This is a genomic window from Rhodococcus sp. Leaf225 (genome assembly GCF_001426145.1).
GTDB lineage: Bacteria > Actinomycetota > Actinomycetes > Mycobacteriales > Mycobacteriaceae > Rhodococcoides.
The window spans coordinates 427,011-452,398 of sequence record NZ_LMRN01000025.1 but is presented as its reverse complement, the minus strand read 5'-3'; the positions used below and the strand labels follow the sequence as shown (position 1 = coordinate 452,398).

Below are 25,388 nucleotides of genomic sequence, written 5' to 3'. Positions count from 1 at the left end.
TCACGGTATCCGCTCAGTTCACATACGGAATGTTCACGAAGCTGGGGTTCGCGGGGTCGAGTTGCACGTGCTGAGGTGCCAGCGCGGAGTCGACGAGCATCGGCCCCAGGGGCAGGTAGCGCGGCACGCTGGCGGCGTAGACGTCGATGCGGATCCGGTGGCCCGGCGCGATCACGGCATCCGTGGGGAGCAGGTTGATGTCCACCGTGGTCGGGACGCCGGGCACGAGCGGCTGCCGGCTCGCGAGCGTGAGCGCCGGCTTCGCGTCGACGTAGTCGCCGTTGGCCGAGCGGGTGCTCTTCGCCTCGTCGATCTGGCGCAGCGATGCGGTGAGAGCGCCGTGGCTGATCGGGGTGGACGTGCCGTCCGGCGCGACGTCGTTCATCGTCGCGGCCCAGAAGCCGTCGGGCCGATCGAGCACCGTGTTGAGATGCAGGTTGGTGGCACCCGAGATCTGAGTGGGCTTCTCGGCCGGCGCGCTGGTGAACGTCAGGGCCTCGGCCTCGTTGAACCGGGAGTCCTTCGTGCACACGGACCCCAGGATCGCCGCCGCACCCGCAGTACCGACCGCGGCGTCGCGGGAACAGACCCCGCGAAGGCCCGGCGCGACGGTGAGGCGCGCGGTGTCAAACGTCGGCGACGAGGACAGCGAGCCGTCATGGAGGCTGTGCCCGGCGGTGCCGCTGGGGGCGGCGGAGAGGTAGGTGCGCTGAGACTGCGCTCCGGCACGGGGGAACTGATCGGTGGTGGTCCACCCGCCGCCCTGCTGGAACAGCGTCACGGGGCCGTACCTCTCGACACCGTTGTCGACGCCCTTGAGCCAGTGGTCGAACCACGCGCGTTCGAGTGCATCGAGTCGCGGCGGGTTGCCCGGGCGTCCGAAGCCCGCGCCCGGATTGACGTGGTACCCGTCGCCCATGATCAGCTGCTTGCGTCCGGGCGCGACCGGGATGTCGTTGTAGATGCGCGGCTCACTGTTGGTGAAGATGTCGTGCCAGCCGCCGTAGACCATGGTGGGCACCTCGATCTGCGACAGATCCGCCGAACGGTCGGCGTAGAACTCGCCGTCCTGCGCGACACCGAGTGTCTCGGGCCGGATGTCGGCAATGGTCGGCGCCGTGAAGGCGTTGGCGAGTTCGGGGATCAGGATCGCCGGATCGGCCAATCGATCGGCGAGCCACCGAGTGTCGAACTGCCCCTGCAGGATCGACTGCACGTTCGGGACGAACTTCAGCACGTTGACCAACGTGAGCCACAGCGGCATGAACCCGACACCCAACGCGCCGCCGGTACCCACGATGTCGCGCAGCAGGTCGTTGCCGGGCTCGACCGGGAAGATGGCCTTGAGCGCTGGCGGACGCAGCGCCGCGGCCTGCACGGAGTTGATGGCCGAGTAGGAGATGCCCGACATGCCGACCTGACCGTCCGACCAGGACTGCCGGGACGTCCAGTCGATGATCTCCGCCGAATCCTGTTGCTCGCGTGGACCCAACACGTCCCACGTACCCTGCGAGAACCCGGTGCCGCGGGCGTCGACGACCACCTGGGCGTAGCCGTTCTGGACGAGGTTCCGGTTGACGGCGAAGATGCGCAGGCCCCCGCCGTCGACCGCCTGCGTGAGATCGGTGATGCCGTCGAACGGCGTACCGGCGAAGTTCAGGCTCGCCAGGAAGTCGAGCACCGGCTCGCTCACCCCGGGGATCTGCTGGATCGAGTCGATCAGGTTGCCCACGAGCTTGGTGTACGGCGTGATGTTCAGGACGGTCGGGAGGGCGGTCTCCACCGGGCGACCGGATGCATCGGCGGGCCGGTAGATGTTGGCCTGCAACACCGTTCCGTCACTCATCGTGATGGGGACGTCCCAGTCGATGGCCACCTGCGGGTAGTGCGGCGGCGCATCGGCCGCGGCGGTCCAGGCGACGGCGTCCGCGCCGCCGGTGGGATCCGCCGTGGCCGGCACCGCGGTACCGGATGCGACGAGGAGGGCGACGAGAACGCCCGAGATGACCGTGGAACGACGCCGCACACGAGCCCCCATGCTCTGATCGGCACCCTCCCCTGTGATGGGCGCCACTAACCTACCGGACGGTAACCTACGGTCACGGAAAGGTCAACGACCATTCATGCGCCGAACAACAAGAAGAGACCGAGGAAGGTGTACAGCACCATCACCAGCATCAGTGCCAGTTCGCCGAGCAGCGCATCCTTCTTCGGTAGGAGCCGCAGAGCCGCGTCGTGCGCCAGTGTCACTCCGACGATGTGCCCGATCACCACGCACAGCACCGTGATCGATGCGACCACCGACGGATGCGAGGACAACGCGTAGTTCACCGACGCGTCCGCGATGCCGAGCGGATTCCATCCTCGGTCGAACGGATCGAACAACGTGAAGACGCTCTGCTGACCTTTCTCCACGAGATAGGTGAGGTAATGGGCGAAGAAGTACCCGACGACGATCGGGATCAGCGAGTGCGCCAGCAAGCCGGGCAACTGCGCGCGACGCTCCCTCGTCACGCCGCCGGTGGTGCGCGCCGCGAGCCAGAACACGGTGCCCACCAGTGCGACACACGCCAGCACGCCGGCCGTGCGGATCAGCACCGGGTCACCGAGGTCACGCGCGAACGACTTCCAACTCGGCGTCTGCGCCAGCGAGTCGAACGCGGTGGAGCCGAGCAACGTGGCCGTCACGGCGACGGTTCCGCGTCGTACGGGGAGGGTGGCGGCACCGTCGAGCGGGTTCCGCAGCACGAGGGCGCGAGACTCCCTGTCGCGCGCCAGGATCGACAACCGCGCCACGGTGTCGCTGAACACCTCGAACGGATCCGCGCGCGCGAACCATTCCTCGCCGAAGATCAGGGCGCCGCCGAGCAGGACCACCACGTACAGCAGACACCAGGTACGCACGGCGGCGACCGAACCGGGATCACTCGACGCCAGTTCGAGCCACACGAAGGCCAGCAGGCCCAGCACCGCCGGGACCACCCCGATGCCGTCGGGCACGGTCCGCGGCCGGCCGTGCGGCAGAACGCGATACAGCGCGCGGACCGGGGACACGATGCGCCACACCGGCCCGAAGACCAGCGATGCCGGGACCAGCCCGACCCACACCAACACGTAGAACACGCCGAGCAGCGCGTTGGATGCATCCTGCGGACCCAGCACCGACGCCGCACCGACCCACACGGCCAGCGCCACCGACGCGGCGCCGACGACGCCCCGGAACGGGGCAGCGTCCACGAGTCGTGCCAGCGGCGTTCGGACCAGGTGTCGATCGGGCGTCAGACGCGGAGTCTTCCACGCCAACAACAGGACCGCGAAGGACGCTGCCAGCGCCCAGGCACCGCCGATGAGGGCGTACGTCACCGGGATCGGCAGGTCGGTCGACCCGCCGAGACCGTGCGCGAGGAGCTCGCTGCTCACGACCGGACGAGCACCGTCGCCACGGTGACGTCGGCCTCGTGCAACTCGATGTCGACCGAGCCCGGCACGTCGACCGTGAAGCGGAACTGCTGATCGTCACCGACCGCCACCGGGAAGCTGTGCTCCGGAACGGAATGCACGTGGATCTCGTCCTCCGCGTCGCTGGACACGGTCACGAGGATCTCCTCGCCGACCCTGCCCTCGAGGCGCTGGTCGACCGGGGTGACCTCACCGCCCGCGATGGAGACGTCGAGCGTGGTGGTCGGCGTGATGCGTGGGACGTCGGACGCCGCTACGGACGTGGCCGGTGTCGAAGAGACCTGCTCGGGCGTCGCCTCGGTCTCCGGCTCCGCCTGCGAGCACCCCGCCAGCGCCAGTACCGCCAGCCCGACCACCACTACCCGCCTCACTCCGTACCCTCCCTCTCGTTCGCATCCTTCAGGTCGTTCTCGGCGTTCTCCGCCCGCTCGGCCCGCCGGTCGCGCACGACGATGACGATCACCACGAGAGCGATGAGCACTGCGGGGATGACGGCCGGAAGTGCCAGCACGACAGAGTGATCCGCGAGGTACGTCACGTTCGGATCGGGCGTCATACGCGACTGCGCTCCTTGCTGCCCTTCGTCGCGGTGTTGCCGGGGGTGGCCAGGCTGATGCGTGCGGCGCCCCAGGACAGCGACCAGATGAGGGCCAGCGAGCAGGCCAGCACCACGAGGCACGCAGCCGTGAACAGCCATGCCGGGTGGTCGAACGAGCGCTCACGCTGCAGCAGCTTGGTCTCGTACTGGAATTCGCGGGTGAACTCGGTGGTCGCGGGGACCTCCTCGGCGCCGATGCCCTCGTCCGCCGCCATGAAGATGGGCGCACCGGCCATGGTGCGGCCGTCCTGGATGCGCAGGAACGTCTTCCACGTCCCGTCGACCGGCATGGCACGCGTGGAGCGGTACTCACCCGGGCCGGTGCGCTCGAGGTTGTCGACGACGAGTCCGTGCAGCGAGTCGCCTGCGCCCTGCCAGGCGAGGATGGAGACCCACTCGGGATCGTCGGACACCAGGTCGCTCGGGTCGATGCTCACCGTGGCGGTGACCATGCGGAAGCCGTCCTCGCGGGGAGCGTCGGTGAGACTCACGGTCGCGCTCGCGCCCTGCGGAACGTCGATCATCAGGCCGTTCGCGACGCTGCCGCCGAGCACCAGCACCATCGCGACGACGATGGAACGCCGGACGGCGGGACGCGGGAGTCCGTCACCGCTGAGCGCCTGCGCGAACAGACCCGCGGTGAGACCGACGACGAGGCCGGCCGGGATGCAGGTGGCGAGCGCCTCGACCCACATACTGTTCGGCCACGGGTAGAGGAAGACGGCGTCGACCCACATGGACTCCAGGTACAGGCCGACGGTGCCCACGGCGACACCGGTGACGGCGCCGAACAGGAGGCGGCGGTGGACGAGAGTGGTCAGACCCATGATCTCGACGACCACGGCCATGCCCAGGTAGAGCGTGAACACGCTGTGCGGCTCACCGAGGACGGGACCGACGATCAGCGCGGTGATCTCGCGGATCACCGCGGCGAAGGCGACGGCGAACAGAGCGGATCCGCGGCCCACCATCAGGCGGGCGGCGATGAGCGCGAAGGCGCCGGCAGCCGTCATGAGCAGCGGCTGGAAGACGAGGCGGAACTGCTCGACGCCGAAGTCGTACTCGATCTGGAAGACGGACAGGCCGATGACGAGACCACCGAAGGCGGAGCTGCGCATGAACCAGGTGATGATCGAGCGCTTGCGCGAGTCGACGGCCTGCGCCGGGTCCGCCGTCGTCTCGCCGTCGGGCTCACCGCCGGTGGCGGCGGTGGTCACGGCGGTGGAGGCCATCGCGACGCGCCCCTCGTGCTCGAGCAGCAGCACGCCGACGAGCGAGAGCCCGGCCCCGCCGATGAGCATGAGGTGCGTCGGTCCCCACAGCGTCACGTCCTGGCCGAACATGCGGTGCCAGATGTCGTCGAGCGGGAAGCCGATGAGCGCGTACAGGCCCGAACCGGCGATGAGCAGCCCGCCGGTGGGGGCGTACCAGGTTCGGGTGATCTTGATGGCTGCCGGACCGGGCTTCTCGTCGCGCGGCAGGATGATCGCCAGCGCACCGGCGATGAACAGGAAGAACAGGCCCACCAGGATGAAGTAGTGCGCCGGGTTGGCCAACGGGCCCTCGTCGCGACCACGTCCGATGTGCAGGCTGACGTCCCAGATGAAGCCGAAGAACGCGGTGAGGATCGTCGAGATGAACATGACGAGCGGCAGCGCCACCCACCCGGGGCGGTGCAGCTTCTCGCCCGCGTAGTCCGCGAGGCGCTGCAGCCACGTGATGCGCCTCGTCCGGTGCATCACGGCCAGATACAGCAGGAACAGCGAGATGACACCGGCTGCCGCGGTCATGCCGAAGACCTGATCGAGCGCGGCGCCGCCACCGGCCGGCGCCTGTGCGATCAGGTTACTCGAGGTAACACCTACATTGTTCACGCATCGGATTATGTCTGTAACCGGACGTCGACACCAGAGCTACCCGAAAGTAATTTCTCGGGCACTCTCACGTGCCGCGCGCGGCGGTCGTCGCTGCTCTATCGTCTGCGCATGGACGTCGAACTCCGGCACAACCCCTCCAACACCGTCGCCCGATGCCGCCTCGCGCCACGGGAATCGCTGAACACCGAGGGCGGAGCGATGCTCGCGTGTTCGGCCGGTGTGGACATCCGCAGCAGCACCCCGGGCGGATTCCTCGGCGGACTCAAACGCAGCGCGCTGAGCGCCGGATCCTTCTACGTCACCACGTACACGGCACCGGACCAGGGCGGCTGGGTCGACCTGGCCGGCAAGCTGCCCGGCGACGTCATCACCGTCGACGTCGCCGACGGGCAGGAGTGGTTCGTGGGCCACGGTTCCTGGCTCGGCAACTCCCCCGACGTCACCGTCGACCCGCAGTTCGGCGGAATGAAGCAGATGTTCGGCGGCCAGGGCGCCTTCGGCTACAAGGCGTCGGGACGCGGGCACGTGCTGCTGGGTGTGTACGGCGCCATCGACGTCATGGACCTCGGTCCCGGGGAACGCGTCACCATCGACACCGGTCACGTGGTGGCGTACCACCTCGCGATGACGTTCGACGTGCGTCGAGCGGTACAGGGGAAGACGGTGCAGACGCTGAAGTCCGGCGAGGGGCTGGTGTTCGACTTCACCGGTCCGGGCCGCGTCCTGCTGCAGACCAGGAACCCTCGCGAACTCGAACGGCTCATCGACGAGAACCGGCCACGCTCGAGCTGATCGTGGAACTCAGACCCCGGAATCCGGGGTTCAGACTCCACGATTCGCGGTGTAGGCCCGCCAGCCGCCGAACTCGGTGATGTCGGTGCCCGCCTCCGCCGCATCGGCGGCGCACATGAAACCGACCACCTCCCGACCGCCGGACAGCGTCACCGATCCCAGGCCCATCGGTGCGGGCAGCCCGGCCAGGAACGTGCCGAGGTGCGCCGGGGCCATCCGATACAGCTCGCCCGCGATGGAGGCGCTGCCGCCGCGCACCAGTCCGGGCTTGGGCGGCGTGGTGCCCAGATCGACCAGGCGGTAGTCGGCGGAGGTGCTCACCTCACCGACGAACCGCGCACCACGCTCGACCAGCTGACCGTTCAGCGGGAACCCTCGCAGGTGCGCGCCGACGACGAGCACGTCCACGCCGTCCTCCACGAGTACCGCCGTGTCCTGATCCGCCACCGCGGCGCCGATGTCGAGCAGTACCTGATCGGTGAACGCGGGGCCCACGACCATGACGCCGAAGGGATCCCCCGCCGTCGTGCGCGCACCCGGCACCGCGACCGCCGCCATGTCGAGAAGGTTGCAGAAGTTGGTGAACGTGCCGAGCCTGCGATTGATGCCGAGCGGATCCGCCTGTACCGCAGCGATGGTGGGGTGCTCGGTGGTCGTCGGCAGCACCAGGCCGTCGAGCCCGTCGAGAATCGACGCCGCGTGCGCCTTCGCCGCCAGCAGCGTCGAGAGGTCGTCGACGTACGCGTGCGCTGCCGGATCCTTCGCGCCCAGCACGATGCGGGAGACGGTCGGGTCGGCGTGCTCGGGCGATGTCGACAGGAACTCGCCGACCGCCGCGTAGCGCTGCGCCACGATCGCCCCGTCGTACAACAGCACGGCCGCGTCCAGCAGGACGGAGATGTCGACGATCTCGTGGTCGATCCCCACAGCGTCCAGTCCCGACACCGTGCGCTCGAACGCCTCCGCGTACTCGGGGCACAGCGCGCGGAGATCCTCGGTGCGCGGAACGGCGACACGGGGGCGCGGCGGGGCCGACAACGGCACCGTCGCGGGCCACGCACGACTCCGCGGATCCGCCGAGTCCGCACCGATCATGATCGCCATGGCTGCTGTGGCCGTGGTGATGTCGGCGGCAAAGACCGTCACGGCGTCGTAGTCCACGCACGCCGGGACGACGCCGGTGTTCGGCACCAGTCCCAGCGTCGGCTTGATGCCCACCAGGGAGGCGAAGGCCGCAGGAACTCGGCCCGACCCTGCCGTGTCCGTTCCGAGGGCGATGTCCACGATGCCCAGCGCGACCGCGGTCGCGGAGCCGGAACTCGAGCCGCCCGAGATCTTCTCGGGGTCGTGCGCGTGCCGCACCGCGCCGTACGGGCTGCGCGTTCCCACGAGTCCGGTGGCGAACTGGTCGAGATTGGTCTTGCCCAGCACCAGAGCGCCGGCGGCGCGGAGTCGCGCGACAACGGTCGCATCGGCGTCCGGGGTACGGGCGAACTCGGGGCACGCCGCCGTCGTCGAGAGACCCGCGACGTCGATGTTGTCCTTGACCGCGAGCACGGTCCCGTACAGCGGCAGGCTCTCGTCCAGACCGGCGGCCTCCGCGAGGACGTCCGCCTCGTCGCGCAGCGTGATCCACACCTCGGGGCGGTCGACCTCGGCAATACGCTTGTACGCGAGCAACACTCGATCGGTGGCGGTCGTCATCATGCTCCCTGTGCTGTGGTGAGGGCGAACTCGCCGGCCGCGGACCAGGCATCGCGCTCGATGCCGAACGCCTCGGCCTGCTTCTTGCGGAACTCGGCGATGGAGCTGTCGTTCTCGGCCAGGAACTCGTCGTGGTCGGCCAGAGAGAAGGTGCCGTCGGTGATCTCGACACCCGCTCCGCGCCCGGCCGCGAGATCGGCGCGCATGTCGGCGAGTTCCTCGGTGCTGACGGGGTACCAGGAGATGCGGTCGAAGAAGCGCAGCAGCCAGGGCGTGCCCTCTTCGAAACCCTTGACTGCGGACGGGTGTCGGTGGTTCCAGACCTGGGTGGTGCGGCCGACGAACTGGTAGCCGCCGGGTCCCTCCATGCCGTAGATGCACAGATACGCGCCGCCGATCCCCACGGCGTTCTCCGGTGTCCACGTGCGGGCCGGGTTGTACTTCGTCGTGACGAGGCGGTGCCGTGGATCCAGCGGAGTCGCCACCGGCGCACCGAGGTACACGTCGCCCAGGCCCAGCACCATGTACTCGGCATCGAAGACCGTGTCGTACACGTCGTCGACGGACTCGAGCCCGTTCATCCGGCGGATGAACTCGATGTTCCACGGGCACCACGGCGCGTCGGAGCGTACGCCGTGCATGTAGCGCTGGATCGCCTCGCGCGTGGTCGGGTCGTCCCACGAGAGCGGCAGCCGCACATGCCGACTGGGCACCGTGAGCTCGGAGGTGTCCGGCAGCGCGTCCTCGGCCTCGAGCAGCAGGTCGAGGAGTTTCGAGGTCGGCAGCACATCGGGGTCGACCTTCACCTGCAACGACCGGATACCGGGCGTCAGATCGACCAACCCGGCGGGAGCGATGGCCTCGACGGCCTCGTGCAGTGCGTGCGCGCGGGCCCGCAGCGCGAGGTCGAGGGACATCTCGCCGTACTCGACCAGGATGTTGTCGTCACCGGAGCGTCGATAGGTGACCGGCGTGGCACCGTCGCGGCGCGCGATGACACCGTCGTCCCCGTCGCCGCCGCGCGAGAACACCACGGGCAGGCCGGCGCGCCGGCCGACGCCCAGCGTGTTCTTCGAGGCGGCCGCAGCGGCCTCGAGCGCGACGAAGCGCACCGTGTCGCCGGGGCGCAGCTGACCGAGCTTCCAGCGATCGGCCGCGACCACCGTCACCGGGCACACGAAACCGCCCAGGCTCGGGCCGTCGGGACCGAGCAGGATGGGGGTGTCGCCCGTGAAGTCCAGCGCCCCGACCGAATACGCGTTGTCGTGGATGTTCGACGGGTGCAGACCCGCCTCTCCCCCGTCGGTGCGCGCCCAGTCCGGGCGGGGTCCGACCAGCCGCACGCCGGTGCGATCGGAGTTGAAGTGCACCTCGTAGTCGGTGCCGAGAATGGTGTCCATGTCGGAACGGGTGAAGAACTCGGGTGCGCCGTGCGGACCCTCCGTGACGGCGAGCTGCCACGAGTGCGTCAGCGCCGGAACGTGTTCCATCGGCACGGATGCGGGTGTGCCGGTCGCGCGATCCGCCGGGGCGAGGTCGTCGCCCGCCTGCAGCACACGGCCGTCGAGCCCGCCGAACGTCCCGAGTGTGAAGGTCGACGCACTGCCGAGGTACTCCTCGGCCAGGACGCTGCCGCGGATCGCGACGTACATCCGCAGACCGGCCCCGGACACCGCACCCACGTCCAGCACCCCGCCCGCGGGCACCGTGATCGGCGTCCAGCGCTCGGCGGGTTCGCCGTTCACCGTGACGGGTGCGTCCGCACCGGTGACGCACACGACGGTCTCGTCGTCGAAACGCAGTGCGGGACCGCTCATCGTGGTCTCGAGCGCCGGCGCTCCCTCCGGGTTGCCGACGGCGACGTTGGCCAACCGCAGCGACAGGTCGTCCATCGGCCCCGACGGGGGTACTCCCACCTTCCAGTACCCCACCCGGCCGGGCCAGTCCTGAATGGTGGTGAGCATGCCGGGGCGCTCGACGCGGATGCTCATGCGGGCCGCGTCACGATCAGACGAACCGGTGTCGGGTCGAAACCGTTGCACGGGTTGTTGATCTGCGGGCAGTTCGAGATCAGGACCAGCGAGTCGATCTCCGCGCGCAGCGCGATCCGCTTGCCCGGCGCGGACAGTCCGTCGACGATGCCCAGGCTGCCGTCCGCGTCGACCGGGACGTTCATGAAGAAGTTGATGTTGGAGACGATGTCGCGCTTGCCCAGACCCCACCGCGACCCCTCGAGCACGAAGTTCTCGACACACGCGTGCTGGTGCTTGGTGTGGTGGCCGTAGCGCAGCGTGTTCGACTCCTGCGAGCACGCGCCGCCGATCGTGTCGTGATTGCCCACCTCGTCGGCGACGATGGTCATCATCGGCCGGGACTCACTGTCGCGCAGCACCGTTCCCGTGGTGAGGTAGACGTTGCCCTGACCCACCATGGTGGCCGGTGCGCTGTAGCGGACGGTGTGGTCGTCGGCGCCGTAGACCAGGGTGTCGACGGCCTGGTTGCCCTCCAGGTCGAGGATGGTGAGGACGTCGCCGGCGCGCACGACGGCGGACCACGGGCCACGGGCGGGTGCGACCTCGTCGAGGATCACCCGGCCGGCCACCAGCGCCAGTTCCTGTACTGCTGTGGTCATTTCGAGCCTCCTGCTGCGTACGTGTCCTCCGTGTTGGCGACGGCACGGAGGTATTCGGGGTCGGTGTTCGGCAGCGCGTCGAGATCCTCCGGCGACGGCCAGGCCAGCACCTCGAGCGACGTGGTGTCGAAGGTGGGCGACGGATCGATCGGGTGCGCCGTGTTGGCGATGCTCACGATCACCGGCAGGTGCAGGATCAGGTCGACCTCGCGGCCGGCACCCGCGGAACCCGTGCTGCGGAGCGCCCCGTCGGGATCGACGGTGACGCCGTGGAAGAAGCTGAGTGTCGGCGGCACGTCGCCGGGACCGAGGCCGTTCTTCAGGGCGGCCAGGATCAGCAACTCGCGGCCCGCGGGGGACGCCGAGTACGCGCAGCCGTCACCGTACTTCGCGGTGTTGGTGAGCAGCGTCGTCGTACCGCACAGTGCGTCGTGGTGTCCGGACGAGTCGGCCAGCACGGTGGCGAGCACCCGCCCCTGGTCGGACAGCAGCGGATGACCCACCCCCATGTACGCCTGCCACGGCACCTTGACGGAGTCGGCGGTGTTGAGGCGTTCCCACGGTGCGTCGGCACGGTGCAGCAGGACGTGCGCGCAGGCCGCTCCGTCGATGTCGCGCAACCGGACTCGGGTTCCGCGCTGGAGCACCTTCGTCGTGTACCGCCCGCCGGGAACGGTCTCGGCCCAGACGAGCGACGCGGCATCGGTTCCGGGAACCTCGTGCGGCCACAGGGAGGGTGGGACCACCGGCATCGAGTCGGTGATCTCCCGAGCCTGCGACCGGGCGTGCTCGCGGGCGGCTGTGGTGGTGGCGGTCATGCGGACACTCCTGTGGTGACGGGGTTGGGGTGGGCCTTGCCGCGCGGGAAGCACAGCGCACCGACGGCGACGACGGCCAGCACGGTGAGGGGGGCGGCCCAGCGCAGCAGCGGGAAGTCGCCGGAGGGGTCGTAGATCTCGGGGCGCGGCCAGGACAGGTTGACCACCATGACGGCGCCGTAGACGACGGCGAGGATGTTGACGGGCAGCCCGAGCCGGCCGAGCGTGAACAGCGGCTTGCCCTCGGAGTCGACCTTCGGGGCGCCGGTGGTGTTGTGGGGCCAGCCCTTCAGCCGCTGGAGGAGCAGCGGGACCGTCACCATCATGTAGGCGAGGTAGATGAGGACGATGCACACGCTGGCGAGGGTGGAGAAGATCGCCGAGTTGCCGACGTTGACCACGAGCACCAGGACGCAGCCCAGACCGATGACGACGGCCGGGGCGATGGGTGTGCCCGTCGTCTTGTTGACGCTGCCCAGGATGCGCGAGCCGGGCAGCCGGCCGTCGCGAGCCATCGAGAACATGAGCCGGGACGCGGCGGTCTGAATGGCCAACGTGCAGATGAGGATCGCGATGGCCACGTCGATCAGGAGCACGGTGCCCCACGGGGAGGACAGCACCGAGTTCAGCACGTAGGGAAGTCCCTGTGTCGCCAGCTCGCCGTCGGTGAGGCTGGGCGCTGCCATGAGGGCGCCGATGATCATGAGGCCACCGCCGAGTGCCGACACCGACAGGGCCAGCCGGATCGTGCGGGGGGCGACACGACGCGGGTTCTTGGTCTCCTCGGCCAGCTCGCCCGCCGAGCCGAAGCCCACCATGACGTAGGCGGCCATCAGGCCCGAGACGATCCACGCACCGATGTAGCCGGAATCGACGGGCACGCCGCCGGTGTCGAAGACGACGTCCGGTCCGCGCTGCGCGTGGGTGAAGAACACCCCGATCACCGCGATGACACCGACGATCTCGCACGTCACGCCGATCGAGTTGATGCGCGCCATCGCGTTGACGCCGATGGAGTTGATGGTGGTGGTGATCACCAGCAGCGCGGTGCCCAGCACGACGGCGTTGGTGGCGCCGTCCGACGAGGTCAGCGCCGTGTCGGTACCGACGATCTGGAAGCCGCTCCAGACGTTCGGCAACACCACCTGCAGTGCGATGGCGGCGGCGGAGGCCGTCACGATCTGCGCGATGATCATGAACCACCCGGCGAACCAGCCGGTGATCTCACCGCCGACGCGGCGTGACCACTGGTAGATGGCCCCGGAGATGGGGTAGCGCGCGGCCAGTTCGGCGAAGCACAGCGCCACCATGAACTGGCCGACGAACACCACCGGCCACGCCCAGAAGAACGCCGGGCCGGCGAAGCTGAAGCTTAGGCCGAACAGCTGGAAGATCGTCGTCAGGATCGAGACGAACGAGAAGCCCGCCGCGAAGGACGCGAACTTCCCCAGCTTGCGATGCAGCTGTTGTTCGTACCCGAACTCGAGGAGATCGTCGGAGTCGCCGTCCGCGTGACGGTCCGACGGGGGTGGGAGCACGGCCTGGCTCATGGGTGTTCTCCATCGACGGGAGGGGTGTATCTGTCGAGTGATAGTTAATCGGACGCAGCGGCCGCGGTGGTGTCCGTGATGTATCGAGATGTTGCGAGTGCGTTACGAGCTCAGAGCTCGCAGAAAGAGCGGAAGGAAGGGGCGTGCCGACGGTGCACCGGCCTGGCGGAACGGCGCCGAGTCCTGCGACGCGGCGATCCAGTCCCGCCGCTCGACGTCGGTCAGATCCAGCCGGAACCCGGTCGGCGCGACGAGCAGATGCAGCAGCATGGTCGCGGCCCGTCCGTTGCCCTCACGGAAGGGATGCACCTGGTTGAGGTCGGCGTAGGTGCGGCTCAGGAGGTACGCGAGCTCGCCCCGGTCGGCGGCCGCCCAGTCGGCGCTCAGGATGGTCTCGTGCACGCCCATGAGGCCGTCCCACACGACGGAGCACCTCGCGAACGCGGTGCCGTTCTTCGACAGTTCCACGGTGCGCACGTCGCCTGCCCACACGTAGACGTCCTGGAAGACGTAGCGGTGCACGCTCAGCAGGCGGTGCACACCGACGGCGCCCCCGAGGTCGGCCCGCCCGGTGTGACAGCGGACCAGACGGAGTGCGGTGAGGATGCTCTCCGCGCGGTGCAACGCGGCCGCGTCGACGATGCCCAGCACGTTGCGCAGCGTCGTCGACCCGGGCAGCAGGTACGGGGTGTGCCGCGGACGCAGTGCCGCCCAGCGTGATTCGCGTGTCGGTCCGTCGCCGACGAGCCCCTCGCGCACCGACGGCAGCACCGTCTCGCCGCGACACTCGGCGACGAGGAGTGCGAGGTCCGCCGGCGTGGGACGCCATCCCTCGAGCCGTTCGGCGGCGACGGCCTGATCGACGGCGTGGCACTGCTCCGGGGTGAGCCCGGCGAAGGTGTCGGGATGTTCCTCGGACGGCCTCATCGAGCCAGGTACGCCGAGGCCCGTTGCACGCCCGCCACTTCCCGCGCAGCCGCGTCGAGCAGGCTCCGGTCGAGGGGCGTGAGGTCCGACGGGCGCACCAGGTCGTCGACGGGGCGGCCGTCGCGCAGTGCCTCGCACTGGTGCCGCAGCCGGATGCGCTGGACGACGTCGAACGATTCCGCGAGCACCGCGGCGTCGTCCTCGGACAGCACCTGCGCGCGAGCACCGTGCTCGAGCCGAGCCGGCGTGCCCACGGCGTCGTGCCCGGCGGAGACACCGGCCCAGCGCGCGATGTCCACGATGGGAGTCAGGATCCCCGCCTTCACGTCCATCGTGTCCGCACGACGGAAGAGCTTGTCCCGCAGCGTCACCCGCGCCTTGACCGTCGTCGCCTCACGCAACATCAGCAGTCGCGAGTGAGCGGCGTCGGCCAGCGCGGCGCGCGCGGGCTCCGCCGGTGTCCATCCGCCAGGCACAACCGGACGCGTATCGAGCGCGAGCGAGAGCATCACCACACCGGTGTCCTCGTACGGATCGGCCACCCAGCCCGCCACCGCGTCGGACCACTCGTCGACCGTCCGCACGAAGCGCGGCGACGCGGCACTCGCGTGATGGGGATCGGCTGCGAGACCGCAGCGTTCGAGTACGGCGTGCACGTCCGACCCCATCGAGGACGGGCCGCCCACCCGCGCCGTCTCGACATCGGACGACGGGACCGATTCGCGTCGAGCGACGCTTCCGGAGACCAGCCAGGTGGACGCGTCGTCGCCCAGCAGTTCGGCGGCCCGGCGCACGGTGGCCGTCACCACGGACGATCGCACCGCCGTCACGTCGGCCGACGGGACGCGGGAATCGTTCAGCGACAACGTCACCGAGGCAAGCCGCCCGCACGCCTCGACCAGATCGTCGACACTCGCCGAGCGCTCCACCGCGGTGCGCAGCGCTGTGCCCGCACGCAGCGCCGGCGAGAGCAGATCCTGTTCGAGGGCGATACCGAGCACGCCCCCACTCGCGTCGAGCACCACCAGCCGGCGGACACCCGCGGCGAGCGCGACGGCCGCCGCCTCCGCGACGGGCACCTCGGCGTCGACGGTGACGGCCGGAACGGACGCGACGGCCGACACCGGCGCCGCGGTGCTCAGGCCCGCGGCGATCACGCGTCGACGGAGGTCGCCGTCGGTCACCACGCCCCACACCGAGCCCGGGCACTGCACGACGAGGGTGCTCGACCGCGCCCGGGTCATCGCGTCGGCCGCCTCCGCGACGGTGATGTCGGCTCTACCGATCGGGACACCGCGACGCGTCAGCGCGCTCACCGGGGAACGCCGACGCGAGGAGGTCACCCGGCCACGTTAACCCCGACGGCTCCACTGTTCCCGGTGCACGGCGTCGGACAGGGGCCGACGCGGACGCCACCCGAACCGCTCGAGGTCCGGAATCTGCTGGAACTCCGTCACCGGCCCGACGCACAGCCACGCGACGGGCCGCACCGCGTCGTCGCCGGCCAGGCCGATGACGTCCCGCAGCACCGCCTCGTCGTAGAACGACACCCACCCGACGCCGACGCCCTCGGACACCGCTGCGAGCCACAGGTTCTCGATGGCGAGGGCCACGGAGAGCAGTCCCGTGTCCCGCACCGTGGCCCGGCCCAGGACGTGCTCACCACCGCGGGAGTCGTCGTACGTCACGACGATGCCGGTGCCACTGGTCTCGATTCCCTCGACGCGGATCGGGTCGAAGGTCTCGGCGCGGTCGGCGGGCAGTGATGCCGCGAAGTCGGCGCGGCACTGCGCCACGTGCGCGGCGAATCGCCCCAGCGTCTCGGGGTGTCGGACGATCACGAAGTCCCACGGCTGGGTGTTCCCGACGCTCGGTGCCCGGTGGGCGGCGGTGAGGATCCTGGTGAGGACGGCGTCGTCCACCACCTCACCGCTGAACTCACTGCGGACGTCCCGACGTGCGGCGATGGCGTCGTACACGGACAGGCGCTCGGTGCTCATGTGGTGACCGTGCCAGAACACGCCTAGTGTCGACACCACTCGGTGCGTCCGAGTCTCGAGACAACGGGGGGACGTTTCATCGTGGGTTCGACACCCGGCACCACGCCACCGCCCGGTAGAGGTCAGCTCACCCGCGCCGTCATCCTGCGCGCGGGCATCGCCTTCATCGACGACAACGGCGCGCGGGATCTGACGATGCGCCGACTCGGCGGGCGTCTCGGGGTCGAGGCGATGGCGCTCTACCACTACTTCGGTGGCAAGGAAGAACTGCTCGACGGCATCGTCGACCAGGTCATCGACGATCTGGGGAGCGACCCGCAGGTGCTGATGAAAGGCGCCTCGAGCTGGCAGGACTACCTGCAGCGGCTGGCGCACGGCGTGCGCCGGATGGCTCTCGAACATCCCGAGGTGTTCCCCCTCATCGCGACCCGGCCCAACAGCGCACCGTGGGTACGGCCCCCGCTCCGCAGCGTCCGGTGGCTCGAGAACTTCCTCTCCAGCTTGAAGGAATGGGGATTCGACGACGCGGCCGCGGCCGCCGCGTATCGCTCGTACACGAGTTTCCTGCTCGGACAGCTGCTGCTCGAGGTCTCGGCGCAGGGAGTCTCGATCGGTCCGACGGACCCCAACGATCCCGACGATCCGCGCGCCACCGCCCAGCCCGGAGACGACATCGACCCGACGGAGTTCCCCACCGTGGTGCGGATGAGGGCGGAGCTGGCGCGCGATCTCGGGCTGCCCGAGTTCGAGAGGGCGCTCGAGGCCCTGCTCGACCGACTCGCCGCCACCCTGCCTCAGGCGGACGGGTAGCGCAGCTTGGCGCCCGCCTCGACGATGTCCGCAGCGAGTCTGTGCAGCGGACGATTGTTGTTCTGCGACAGCTTCGAGAGCATCTCGAACGCCTGGACCGAGTCCACCTCGAACCGCTCCATCAGCATGCCCTTGGCCTGACCGATGATGTCGCGGGACGCGAGACCGGACCGGAACTGCGCTTCCTTCTGCAGACTCTGCACCGCGATGGCGGCGTGCGCCGCGATCGCCGTCGCCACGGTCAGGCTGTCCTCGTCGAACGCCGCGGTCGACGACGAGTACAGCGTGAGCACTCCCAGCGTGCGCTCGTGCATCGCCAGCGGTACGGCGGCCAGCGCGCGGACACCGACGGCGTCGGCCACCTCCGCCAGACCGGGCCAACGATGCACCGGACCGGCGACGACGGCAGCGAGGTCCACGTCCGCCTCGAAGGACCGATGCAGGAGATCGACGGTCGGTCCGTCCCCCGGTCGCCTCTGCACCCGGTCGAGTGCGGCCGCGATGTCGCTGCTCGTGCGGCTGGGCTCCGCAGGCCCCGGCACATCGGCCGCGAGCCGCACCGACGCGTGATTCGCGGCGTCGATCAGATCGACCGACACCGCGAGGACGTGATCGAGCACCTCGTCGATCGTCCGGACCTGGCGCGACCCGGCGAACTCGCGCGCCAGCTCGGCCAGAGTGCGCACCAGATCGAGGTGCTCGGAGCTCGGCGGCCGACCGTCGTTGCTCATGTGTGGTGCTGATCCCTTCGGTTCTCTCATCATCCGTCGTCACTCGGTCGTCGCAGACCGGACGACAAAAGGCGACACCCACCAGTGCCGACGCCTACTGCTGGACGCCGGGCGGGGTATCGCCTTCCGCGCAACTATAACCGGACACCCCGACAGCGGTACGGTGGTCTCGCACTCCGCGTACGGGTCGTCGAGTGATGAATCGGCGAAGGCGGGAGATGCGGGAATGACCGACAGCGCGGACACCACGGCCGAACGACGGGCGTTGGCCCTGTTGGCGGAGGCCCTGACAGACCTGGACAGTGCGCTCGCCGTCTCCCACACGGCCGACGGCGCGCTCGACACGATCTGCGCGCGCGTCGTGACGGTGATCCCCGACGCCGACGCAGCGGGCGTCACGGTCTTTCGCCGCGGCAAGCCGCAGACCGCCGCGAGCACCGAGACGTTCGTCCTCGAGATCGATCAGGCCCAGTACCGCAGCGAGCAGGGACCGTGCATCGAGTCGGCGTTGACCCACGAGGTGGTGCGTGCGGATCTCGACGACGTGTCCCGTCGCTGGCCGGTGTTCGCGACGGCGATCGAGCACCTCGACGTCGCGAGTTTCCTGTCCGCGCCCGTCACCTCCGGTGGTACCCACATCGGTGCCCTCAATCTCTACAGCCACACCGGCCACCGGTTCGATTCCGTCGACGAGTCGGCGATGCGGGTGTTCGTGCAGGCCGCCCAGTCGGCCCTGACCGGAGCGGAGAACTCCGAGCACGCCGCCAGGCAGGTCGAGACCTACGCCGCCGCGATGGAGTCCCGTGCCGCGATCGAGCAGGCCAAGGGCGCCCTGATGCTGGGACTCAACGTGTCGGCCGACAAGGCCTTCGACCTGCTGCTCTGGCGCTCGCAGACCACGAACATCAAGGTACGGACTCTCGCCGAGCAACTGGTCCGCGACATCGGCTCGCTCGGCGATGCACCGGACGCTCTGTCCACCGAACTCGGCAAGCTGCTGATGACAGCGCACACGCGCGTGCCGTCGGGTCAGGTCACTCCGGCCGAGTAGTGCGCCCCGTGTGGCGGGAACGAGCCCGGTCAGCTCAGGGCATCGATCACCGCACGCGCCCGATCTGCGAGCGAGGTCCGTGAGCGGCGGGCGTCGGTGACGAGCAGGTCGGTCGCGGGGCCGATGGCGAGACCATGGGTCTCGGCGAGCACACCGATGGCCCGATCGATCACGGCGGCGTCCTCGAGGACCTGCTGTCGACGCGTCGCCTCGACCGACAGGCGCACGTCGCCCTCGGTGTCGACGCTGACGGCCAACGCCGCCAGATCCGCGACGGCCTGAACGAACGCCGCCGCGTGACCCGGTGCCCGCCACGGCCCCGACGTGTGGACCACGACGGCGCCGATGACCCGGTTCGCGATCCGAGACGGGTAGGCAGGCATACCGCCGATGCCGGCCGCACGCGCCTCGCGTGCGTGGTCCTGCCAGCGCCCCGGAGCGTTCTCCAGATCGTCGAGCAGCACGGCCGCGCCGGTGCGCACGCACATCGCCACCGGTCCGCCCACGGACAGCGATCGGTCGAGCAACCCGGTCGAGGCCGCAGCGACCAGGTCGAGGTCGACCGACCCGGACCCGTCGAACACCACCGACACCGCGGCGGCCCGCAGGGCCTCGCGGGTGCGGGTGGCGAGGAGGTGGAGCAGATAGGGGGCGTCGACCCCGGCGGCCAGATGGCCCGTCAACTCGGCGAGGACGACGACGGGCGACGGCACGTCGGTGTCACCGACGGGGCCGGTGCCGGGCGGATCGAAGGTGGGCGGGAAAGTCACGACGGCTGTCCTTTCGTCGTCGAGTCCGACGCGGTGTCGTCGGTGGAGAAGCGCACCTTGCGCTCGACCACCTCGCGGGCGATGTCGTCGACGGGGCGTCGGGCCGAGTACGCCGCGGCGCGCAGCCGGGCGAGCGCCTCGGTCGGCGACACCCGCATCTGCACCGTGATCATGCCGACGGCCAGATTGACGTAGGGCCGGGTGCGATGGTCGCCCAGCGGCGAGTCGTCCGAGGCGTCGCCGAGCGACTGTCCCGCGCCGAGGCCGGGCGCGAAGGCTTCCAGCAGGCTGATGGCTGCCGCGTCCGCGGTCAGCTGGGCGACAGCGGCGAACTCGTCGCTGAGTTCACCGACGGATGCGCGATACAGCTCGAGCACGCCGAACACGGTGTTGCCGCCGCGCAGCGGGAAGGCGAACAGAGCGGCCGCGCCCCCGTCCGACGCGTCGGCGGCGAATCCGGGCCAGTGCTCCTCCGCCTCGCTGTCGAGATCGGCGACGAACACGGTCCGGCCACGGTGGAAGGCGTCGACGCAGGGACCCTGACCGGTGGTGAACTGCAGTTCGTCGAGGTACTGCGACACGGCGTCGGTGGCGTAGACCAACTCGCGCGTGGTGCCGCTCATGACGGTGATGGCGGCGCCGTCCACCTCGACCAACTGCACGACACTGCGGCACAGATCGGCGATGTCGGTGATGGACAACGGTGCGTGCGCGTCGTCGTCACCACCCGATCGCGTCGTCATGACCTGCACTCACTCCTCGTCGATCGACGTCCACACCGTTGTCCGCGATCCGAGGAATGCCCCGTGTGCCGCGAGTCAACCGTAGCGACAAGTCTGGACCGCGCGGGCGACCGGCGTAGAGTTTTCCCGCACCGTTGCACTCGTGAACGGGCGAACAGGCGAACGACCGAGAACACGGAGACCCATGACGAGCGACCCGGAGCAGTCGTTGCATGAACGCATCCGTGCGGCCGCAGACGAGCTCGTATTGCTCGAGCGACTCGGGGCCGTGGTCACCGAGCGCATCCGGCTGTCCCTCGATGCGCGCGCGGCGATCGATCTCGCCGTGGGTGCACGGATGGTGCGGCACGGATGCGAGGCACCTGCCGCGGTCGCGCGACTGGCGTCGACGGCGTCGTCGCGGTCCGCCACGATGCCCGAGATCGCCGCCGAGGTGCTCGCGGCCATCCGATGAGCGGTCGACTCAGTACGCGCCGTCGCTGCCGACGACGGCCTTGAGGGTCTTCAGCACGATGAGCAGATCACCTGTCATGGACCAGTTCTCGACGTAGCTCAGGTCGAGGCGCACCGATTCCTCCCAGGACAGGTCGGAGCGGCCACTCACCTGCCACAGGCCCGTCAGACCGGGTTTGACCAGCAGCCGGCGGCGCACGTCGCCGTCGTAGGTCTCCACCTCGCGGCGCAGCGGCGGCCGCGGGCCCACGATCGACATCTCGCGGCGCAGCACGTTGAAGAACTGCGGCAGCTCGTCGATGCTCAGCCGCCGCATCACGCGGCCGACCTTGGTGACACGCGGATCCTCGCGCATCTTGAACAGGACGCCGCCTTCGCTGTCGTTGAGCGCCAACAACTCCGACACCCGAGCGTCCGCGTCCTGCACCATCGAGCGGAACTTGATCATCTGGAACGGTGTGCCGTCGAGGCCCATGCGCTCGGATCGGTAGAACACCGGACCCTTGCTGGTGGCCTTGACGAGAAGGGCGGCGAGAAGGAACAGCGGGGCCACGGCGACGAGGGCGACCACGGCGAACACCATGTCGAACGCCGTCTTCCCGAAGCGGCTCGCACCGTTGTACTGCGGCTTCTCCACGTGGATGAGCGGGAGGCCGGCGACCGGCCGCATGTGCAGGCGCGGGCCGGCGACGTCGACGACGCCGGGAGCCACGACCAGATCGACGTTCTTCTTCTCGAGGTCCCAGACCATGCGGCGGATGCCCTCGTGGCCGATGTGGTCCGTCGCGGTGACGGCGACGGTGTCCGCGCCCGTGGCCTCGATGGCATCGAGCACGTCGTTCTCGTTGCCGAGGACGGGAATCTCGAGACCGTCGACGGACAGCTGATCCTCGGTGACCGACTGGGTGCGCGGCAGGCACACCCCGACCACGGCGTATCCGGCACTCCCGTCGCGGTTGAACGACCGCGCCATGGAGAGGGCCGAGCTGTGACTGCCGACGATGACGACCGACGTCTGATAGTCGCCGCGACGACGTCCGCGAGCCACGTGCTTGCGGAAGAGCCACCGCGAGACCAGGAGCCCGATCAGCCCGACCGGCAGTGCGATGGCCAGGTAGCCACGCGCCAGTTCGAAGCGGAAGAGCAACGAGATGATGGCCACGAGCCCGAAGAGGCGGAAGGTGGCGGACAGCAGACGCCTGTACTCCTCGGCTCCCCCGCCGAGCACACGCGGCGAGCGGGTGCGGAAGATCGCGAGGAATGCGATCCACGTCAGCGCGAGGGTGACCGAGACCAACGTGTAGTTGAACGCCGCGCGCGGTACCTCGAGATCCGGCCGACCGAAGCGCACCACCTGTGCGCAGGCGACGGCGGCGACGACGACGAGCACGTCGGTCACCCGGAGCCGGTCCATGTACGCGCGCTCCCAGTCGCGTCGCGAGGTCGCCCTCCGCGATCGCCGAGCCCGCGGCAGTGCGACGTCGCGGCGCTCGGCCGACTCGCTCTCCGCCGGGCTGGGAGCAGACACGTGTACCTCGTTCCGTTCGACTGGATCCGCCTGCGACTCGACCGCTGATTCGTGTATCAGGGCAGTCGGTAGCCTATTGCCTTCCCGCAAGGCTCGCTCAGACAACCACAGTGCGGTGAATCACACGGTGAGTTCACACAGATTTAGCGTGTTCGAACGACACGATTTCAGAGGACCCTCAGGCCATTTGTTTGCGGCCGCTCACGAAGAAGACGATCCGCGACGCGACATCGATGATCTGGTCGGCGTAGCGCTCGAAATACCGTCCCAGCAGTGCGATGTCCACGGCATTCATCACGTCGTGCCCGTGATCGTCCGCCGACACGGTGTCCACGACCGTTGTCTTCAGAGAATCGACCCGATCGTTCTGTGAACTCAGACAATCGATACGCCCGAGATCACTCGTACGCAGTGCGTCGACTATTCGACCGGACATGTCGAGACACAATTCGCTCATCTCACGAAACTGCGGCATCAGATGATCGGGAACGATCGGCTCGGGAAATCGACGGCGCGCGGCTTCGGCGATGTGCACCGCGAGGCCGACCATCCGTGAGAGGTCACTGCTGATGCGCACGGCCGAGAACACTCGGCGGAGATCCGCCGCGACGGGTGCCTGCAGCGCCAGCACGGTGACAGCCTGATCCTCGCAGCGGGCACCGAGTTCTCCGAGTGCCTCGCCGCGGGCGATGACGGACTCCGCAGCCTGCAGGTCGCCGTCGAGCAGGGCAATGCTGGCGTCGCGCATGGCGGTCTCCGCCGCCTGCGCGAGAGCGCACAGATCATCGTTCAGTCCCTCGAGTTGAGCTGTGTACGCGTTGCGCATGATGTCCCCGATCCTGGCCGTCCCGCCGACGCGTCCCGGAGGACGCGACGATGGGGGGTACCCGCGAGAGCGCCCCCCTAATCGAACAGAGAGCGAACGTCGCGCGCGGGCACCGCACGAGAGTAGAGAAATCCTTGGACGCGAGTGCACCCAGTATGGCGGGCGGCCGCGACCTGGTGGTCGCTTTCGATTCCCTCGACGACCAGGGCACGGCCGGTGTCGACCGCGAATCCGGCCAGTGCGCGGACCAACGAGTCGCCCGCGGCGGTCCCGAGCGTCCGCGCGATGCCCGCGTCGATCTTGAATCCGTCGACGGGGAAGTCGACGAGGCGTTCGAGCGACGAGAAGCCGATGCCGATGTCGTCGAGCAGCACCCGGAACCCGACGGCCTGCAGGGCGCTGACGAACTCGTGTGCCCGTGCCGGTCGAGCATGCGACACGGTCTCGGTCAGTTCGAAGACCACGCGCGCCGCCGGTACCGCGGACGCGGCGACGATCTCGATCAGGTGGTGCACCGCGTCGGGGGCCGCGAGATGCCGCGCGGACAGGTTGACGTGCAGGTCCATCTCGGGAGCGTCGACCATCCACCGCTCGAAGTCGACGAGCGCGCGGACGAGGACCGCGTGGTCGACGTCGATCTCGAGGTCGCTGCCCTCGATGGTGGGCAGGAAGTCCGCGGGGCTCACCATCGACGGCGCAGTGGTGCCGTCGCCCGGACGCGTCCAGCGGGCAAGAGCCTCGACCGCCGTGACGGCGCCGGACGACACGTCCACGATCGGCTGATACCAGGGAGTGATCTCGCCCCGCTCGATCGCGGCCGCGACAGCGCGGACGCACCCGGCGCTCTTCGAGCGGCCGTGACCACGCAGCGCCTCGAGATGGGTTTCGACCACCCGACCGAACTCGGTGAGAGTGGTGACCGTGTACTCGTTCGCGGGGTGCGGCTCGGCGTCCAGCACGCAGAGGGTGCCGATGATCAGCCCCTCGCGTCCGCGTAACGGAACCCCGACGTAGGACCCGAGCGACAGAGCGTGCAGAGCCTGCGCGGTGGCCGCGCGGACCGGATCGTTCGAGAACCGGTCGAGGACGGAGTTCGAGACCGCGACGGGCCCCGCGGACGCGACCACGTGCTGGCAGGCGGTGACGGAGCGCGGCAGTGTGTGTGGGAACGGTCCCCCGTGCTGAGCACGGGTGTACTGGACGTCCTCGTCGAGGATGTTGAGCTGCGCGGCGGAGAATCCCAGCGTGGTCGCCGCGAGAGCTGTGAGGGTCTGCAGCGTGGAGTCCGTGGCCGTGAAGTCGACATAGTGCCGCGCCGACTCACTCTGGCGCCGGAGTGCGCTCCTCTGCATGACGTGTCCGTTCTACGAGGCCACCGTCGGATGGTTCCGACGTGGCATGTCCCGACACCGTGACCCCCCGGATCGTCAGTGATTCGTACCTGTTCCAGCCCCGTATCGGTCACGGGCGGGAAAAGGTTTCGACCATTCCACAGCCGAGTCATCGTACAAGCCGTCAAACAGGCACGACGCCGGGTATCGGAGGTTCCGCCGTAGTATCACCGAATGACAGCGGACGGGCCCCTGACCGGGTCGGACTGGAACGCACGCGAGCGGAACGAGACCGAGACCGAGCGCCTCGATCGCAACTGGTCGAACCTTCTGCAGGAGCTGCGAGTGGTGCAGACCGGTATCCAGTTGCTCACCGGCTTCCTGCTCACCCTCCCGTTCCAGGCCCGGTTCCCGGAACTCGAGACGTACGAGCAGGCCGTGTACCTCGTGACGCTCGGAGCATCGGTCACCGCCACCATCCTCCTGGTCGCGCCGGTGGCTCTGCACAGGATCCTGTTCCGTCGCCGGGCACTGCGTCAGCTCGTCGACCACGCGAACCGGTTCGCTCTCGCCGGCTTCGTCCTGCTGGGCATCGCGATGTCCGGCGTACCGCTGCTCATCTTCGACCTGGTGGTGGGTCCCACCGCGGGCATCATCGCGTGCGCAGTGGCGGCCACCCTGTTCGTCTCGGTCTGCCTCGTACTGCCCGTGTCGTTGCGCCGCCGGCTGGGTCCGGTGAACGATCGGTCCGATTCGACCGAGTGATCTCGACCATGGATGTGCAAAAT

General features: G+C 69.2%; 24 protein-coding genes. 5 read left to right on the top strand and 19 right to left on the bottom strand.

Annotated features, from left to right (window positions below):
• Positions 1-13 precede the first annotated feature (13 nt).
• The 5 genes from ASG69_RS20485 to ASG69_RS20465 form a co-directional block, all read right to left on the bottom strand.
• A complete protein-coding gene (locus tag ASG69_RS20485) occupies positions 14-2,038 on the bottom strand; it encodes a CocE/NonD family hydrolase (RefSeq protein WP_056444339.1) in 2,025 nt (674 codons plus the stop codon).
• Between the two features lie 83 nt (positions 2,039-2,121).
• Complete coding sequence (locus tag ASG69_RS20480; protein WP_056443832.1) at positions 2,122-3,420, bottom strand: hypothetical protein; 1,299 nt, start codon at positions 3,418-3,420, stop codon at positions 2,122-2,124.
• Positions 3,417-3,830, bottom strand: coding sequence for a hypothetical protein (locus tag ASG69_RS20475; RefSeq protein WP_056443829.1), 414 nt, complete (start codon positions 3,828-3,830; stop codon positions 3,417-3,419). Before ASG69_RS20475 ends, ASG69_RS20480 begins: the two co-directional genes overlap by 4 nt.
• A complete protein-coding gene (locus ASG69_RS20470; protein ID WP_056443827.1) occupies positions 3,827-4,015 on the bottom strand; it encodes a hypothetical protein in 189 nt (62 codons plus the stop codon). Before ASG69_RS20470 ends, ASG69_RS20475 begins: the two co-directional genes overlap by 4 nt.
• A complete protein-coding gene (locus tag ASG69_RS20465) occupies positions 4,012-5,931 on the bottom strand; it encodes a hypothetical protein (protein WP_056443824.1) in 1,920 nt (639 codons plus the stop codon). Before ASG69_RS20465 ends, ASG69_RS20470 begins: the two co-directional genes overlap by 4 nt.
• Positions 5,932-6,042: 111 nt before the next feature.
• Here ASG69_RS20465 and ASG69_RS20460 point away from each other — a divergent pair, with 111 nt between their 5' ends.
• Positions 6,043-6,726 carry a TIGR00266 family protein gene (locus ASG69_RS20460; protein WP_056443821.1) on the top strand — a complete coding sequence of 228 codons (684 nt, stop codon included), beginning with the start codon at positions 6,043-6,045 and terminating at the stop codon, positions 6,724-6,726.
• Between the two features lie 30 nt (positions 6,727-6,756).
• Here the strand turns inward: ASG69_RS20460 and atzF are convergent, their stop codons facing one another.
• The 8 genes from atzF to bluB form a co-directional block, all read right to left on the bottom strand.
• Positions 6,757-8,430, bottom strand: a complete 1,674-nt coding sequence (gene atzF, locus ASG69_RS20455) for an allophanate hydrolase (RefSeq protein WP_156380603.1) — start codon at positions 8,428-8,430, stop codon at positions 6,757-6,759.
• Entirely contained in the window at positions 8,430-10,421 is a 1,992-nt protein-coding gene (locus ASG69_RS20450) for a 5-oxoprolinase/urea amidolyase family protein (RefSeq protein ID WP_056443815.1), read from the bottom strand. The genes atzF and ASG69_RS20450 overlap by 1 nt, the downstream gene beginning before the upstream one ends.
• Positions 10,418-11,062: an urea amidolyase associated protein UAAP2 gene (locus ASG69_RS20445; protein WP_056443812.1), complete on the bottom strand. Its 645-nt coding sequence runs from the start codon at positions 11,060-11,062 to the stop codon at positions 10,418-10,420. Before ASG69_RS20445 ends, ASG69_RS20450 begins: the two co-directional genes overlap by 4 nt.
• A complete protein-coding gene (locus ASG69_RS20440; protein ID WP_056443809.1) occupies positions 11,059-11,880 on the bottom strand; it encodes an urea amidolyase associated protein UAAP1 in 822 nt (273 codons plus the stop codon). Before ASG69_RS20440 ends, ASG69_RS20445 begins: the two co-directional genes overlap by 4 nt.
• Entirely contained in the window at positions 11,877-13,430 is a 1,554-nt protein-coding gene (locus ASG69_RS20435) for an amino acid permease (protein ID WP_056443806.1), read from the bottom strand. Before ASG69_RS20435 ends, ASG69_RS20440 begins: the two co-directional genes overlap by 4 nt.
• Before the next feature lie 102 nt (positions 13,431-13,532).
• A complete protein-coding gene (locus ASG69_RS20430) occupies positions 13,533-14,357 on the bottom strand; it encodes a Fic family protein (RefSeq protein ID WP_056443803.1) in 825 nt (274 codons plus the stop codon).
• Positions 14,354-15,700, bottom strand: a complete 1,347-nt coding sequence (locus tag ASG69_RS20425; protein WP_156380602.1) for a putative nucleotidyltransferase substrate binding domain-containing protein — start codon at positions 15,698-15,700, stop codon at positions 14,354-14,356. The genes ASG69_RS20430 and ASG69_RS20425 overlap by 4 nt, the downstream gene beginning before the upstream one ends.
• Positions 15,701-15,709: 9 nt before the next feature.
• Positions 15,710-16,357 (bottom strand): 5,6-dimethylbenzimidazole synthase, encoded by a 648-nt coding sequence (gene bluB, locus ASG69_RS20420; protein ID WP_056444337.1) that lies wholly within the window; start codon positions 16,355-16,357, stop codon positions 15,710-15,712.
• A gap of 81 nt (positions 16,358-16,438) precedes the next feature.
• On the opposite strand from bluB, the gene ASG69_RS20415 reads away from it, so the two are divergent.
• Complete coding sequence (locus ASG69_RS20415) at positions 16,439-17,167, top strand: TetR/AcrR family transcriptional regulator (protein ID WP_235579020.1); 729 nt, start codon at positions 16,439-16,441, stop codon at positions 17,165-17,167.
• Here ASG69_RS20415 and ASG69_RS20410 read toward each other — a convergent pair.
• Entirely contained in the window at positions 17,152-17,898 is a 747-nt protein-coding gene (locus ASG69_RS20410; protein ID WP_056443797.1) for a GAF and ANTAR domain-containing protein, read from the bottom strand. The two genes, ASG69_RS20415 and ASG69_RS20410, sit on opposite strands and share 16 nt — an antisense overlap.
• Before the next feature lie 226 nt (positions 17,899-18,124).
• Here ASG69_RS20410 and ASG69_RS20405 point away from each other — a divergent pair, with 226 nt between their 5' ends.
• Complete coding sequence (locus ASG69_RS20405) at positions 18,125-18,949, top strand: GAF and ANTAR domain-containing protein (RefSeq protein ID WP_056443794.1); 825 nt, start codon at positions 18,125-18,127, stop codon at positions 18,947-18,949.
• Between the two features lie 29 nt (positions 18,950-18,978).
• Here the strand turns inward: ASG69_RS20405 and ASG69_RS20400 are convergent, their stop codons facing one another.
• A complete protein-coding gene (locus tag ASG69_RS20400) occupies positions 18,979-19,719 on the bottom strand; it encodes a GAF and ANTAR domain-containing protein (protein WP_056443793.1) in 741 nt (246 codons plus the stop codon).
• A complete protein-coding gene (locus tag ASG69_RS20395; protein WP_056443790.1) occupies positions 19,716-20,462 on the bottom strand; it encodes a GAF domain-containing protein in 747 nt (248 codons plus the stop codon). The genes ASG69_RS20400 and ASG69_RS20395 overlap by 4 nt, the downstream gene beginning before the upstream one ends.
• Positions 20,463-20,646: 184 nt before the next feature.
• On the opposite strand from ASG69_RS20395, the gene ASG69_RS20390 reads away from it, so the two are divergent.
• Entirely contained in the window at positions 20,647-20,916 is a 270-nt protein-coding gene (locus tag ASG69_RS20390) for an ANTAR domain-containing protein (RefSeq protein WP_056443787.1), read from the top strand.
• 9 nt (positions 20,917-20,925) lie between these two features.
• Here the strand turns inward: ASG69_RS20390 and ASG69_RS20385 are convergent, their stop codons facing one another.
• The 3 genes from ASG69_RS20385 to ASG69_RS20375 form a co-directional block, all read right to left on the bottom strand.
• The gene (locus ASG69_RS20385) at positions 20,926-22,329 is read right to left on the bottom strand and encodes a sugar transferase (protein ID WP_037186361.1); all 1,404 of its coding nucleotides are present in this window, start codon (positions 22,327-22,329) and stop codon (positions 20,926-20,928) included.
• Between the two features lie 292 nt (positions 22,330-22,621).
• Complete coding sequence (locus ASG69_RS20380; protein ID WP_027506381.1) at positions 22,622-23,269, bottom strand: phosphate signaling complex PhoU family protein; 648 nt, start codon at positions 23,267-23,269, stop codon at positions 22,622-22,624.
• 77 nt (positions 23,270-23,346) lie between these two features.
• The gene (locus tag ASG69_RS20375) at positions 23,347-24,621 is read right to left on the bottom strand and encodes an EAL domain-containing protein (RefSeq protein WP_056443781.1); all 1,275 of its coding nucleotides are present in this window, start codon (positions 24,619-24,621) and stop codon (positions 23,347-23,349) included.
• Between the two features lie 213 nt (positions 24,622-24,834).
• On the opposite strand from ASG69_RS20375, the gene ASG69_RS20370 reads away from it, so the two are divergent.
• The gene (locus ASG69_RS20370; RefSeq protein WP_056443779.1) at positions 24,835-25,365 is read left to right on the top strand and encodes a DUF6328 family protein; all 531 of its coding nucleotides are present in this window, start codon (positions 24,835-24,837) and stop codon (positions 25,363-25,365) included.
• The last annotated feature ends 23 nt before the right edge of the window (positions 25,366-25,388 follow it).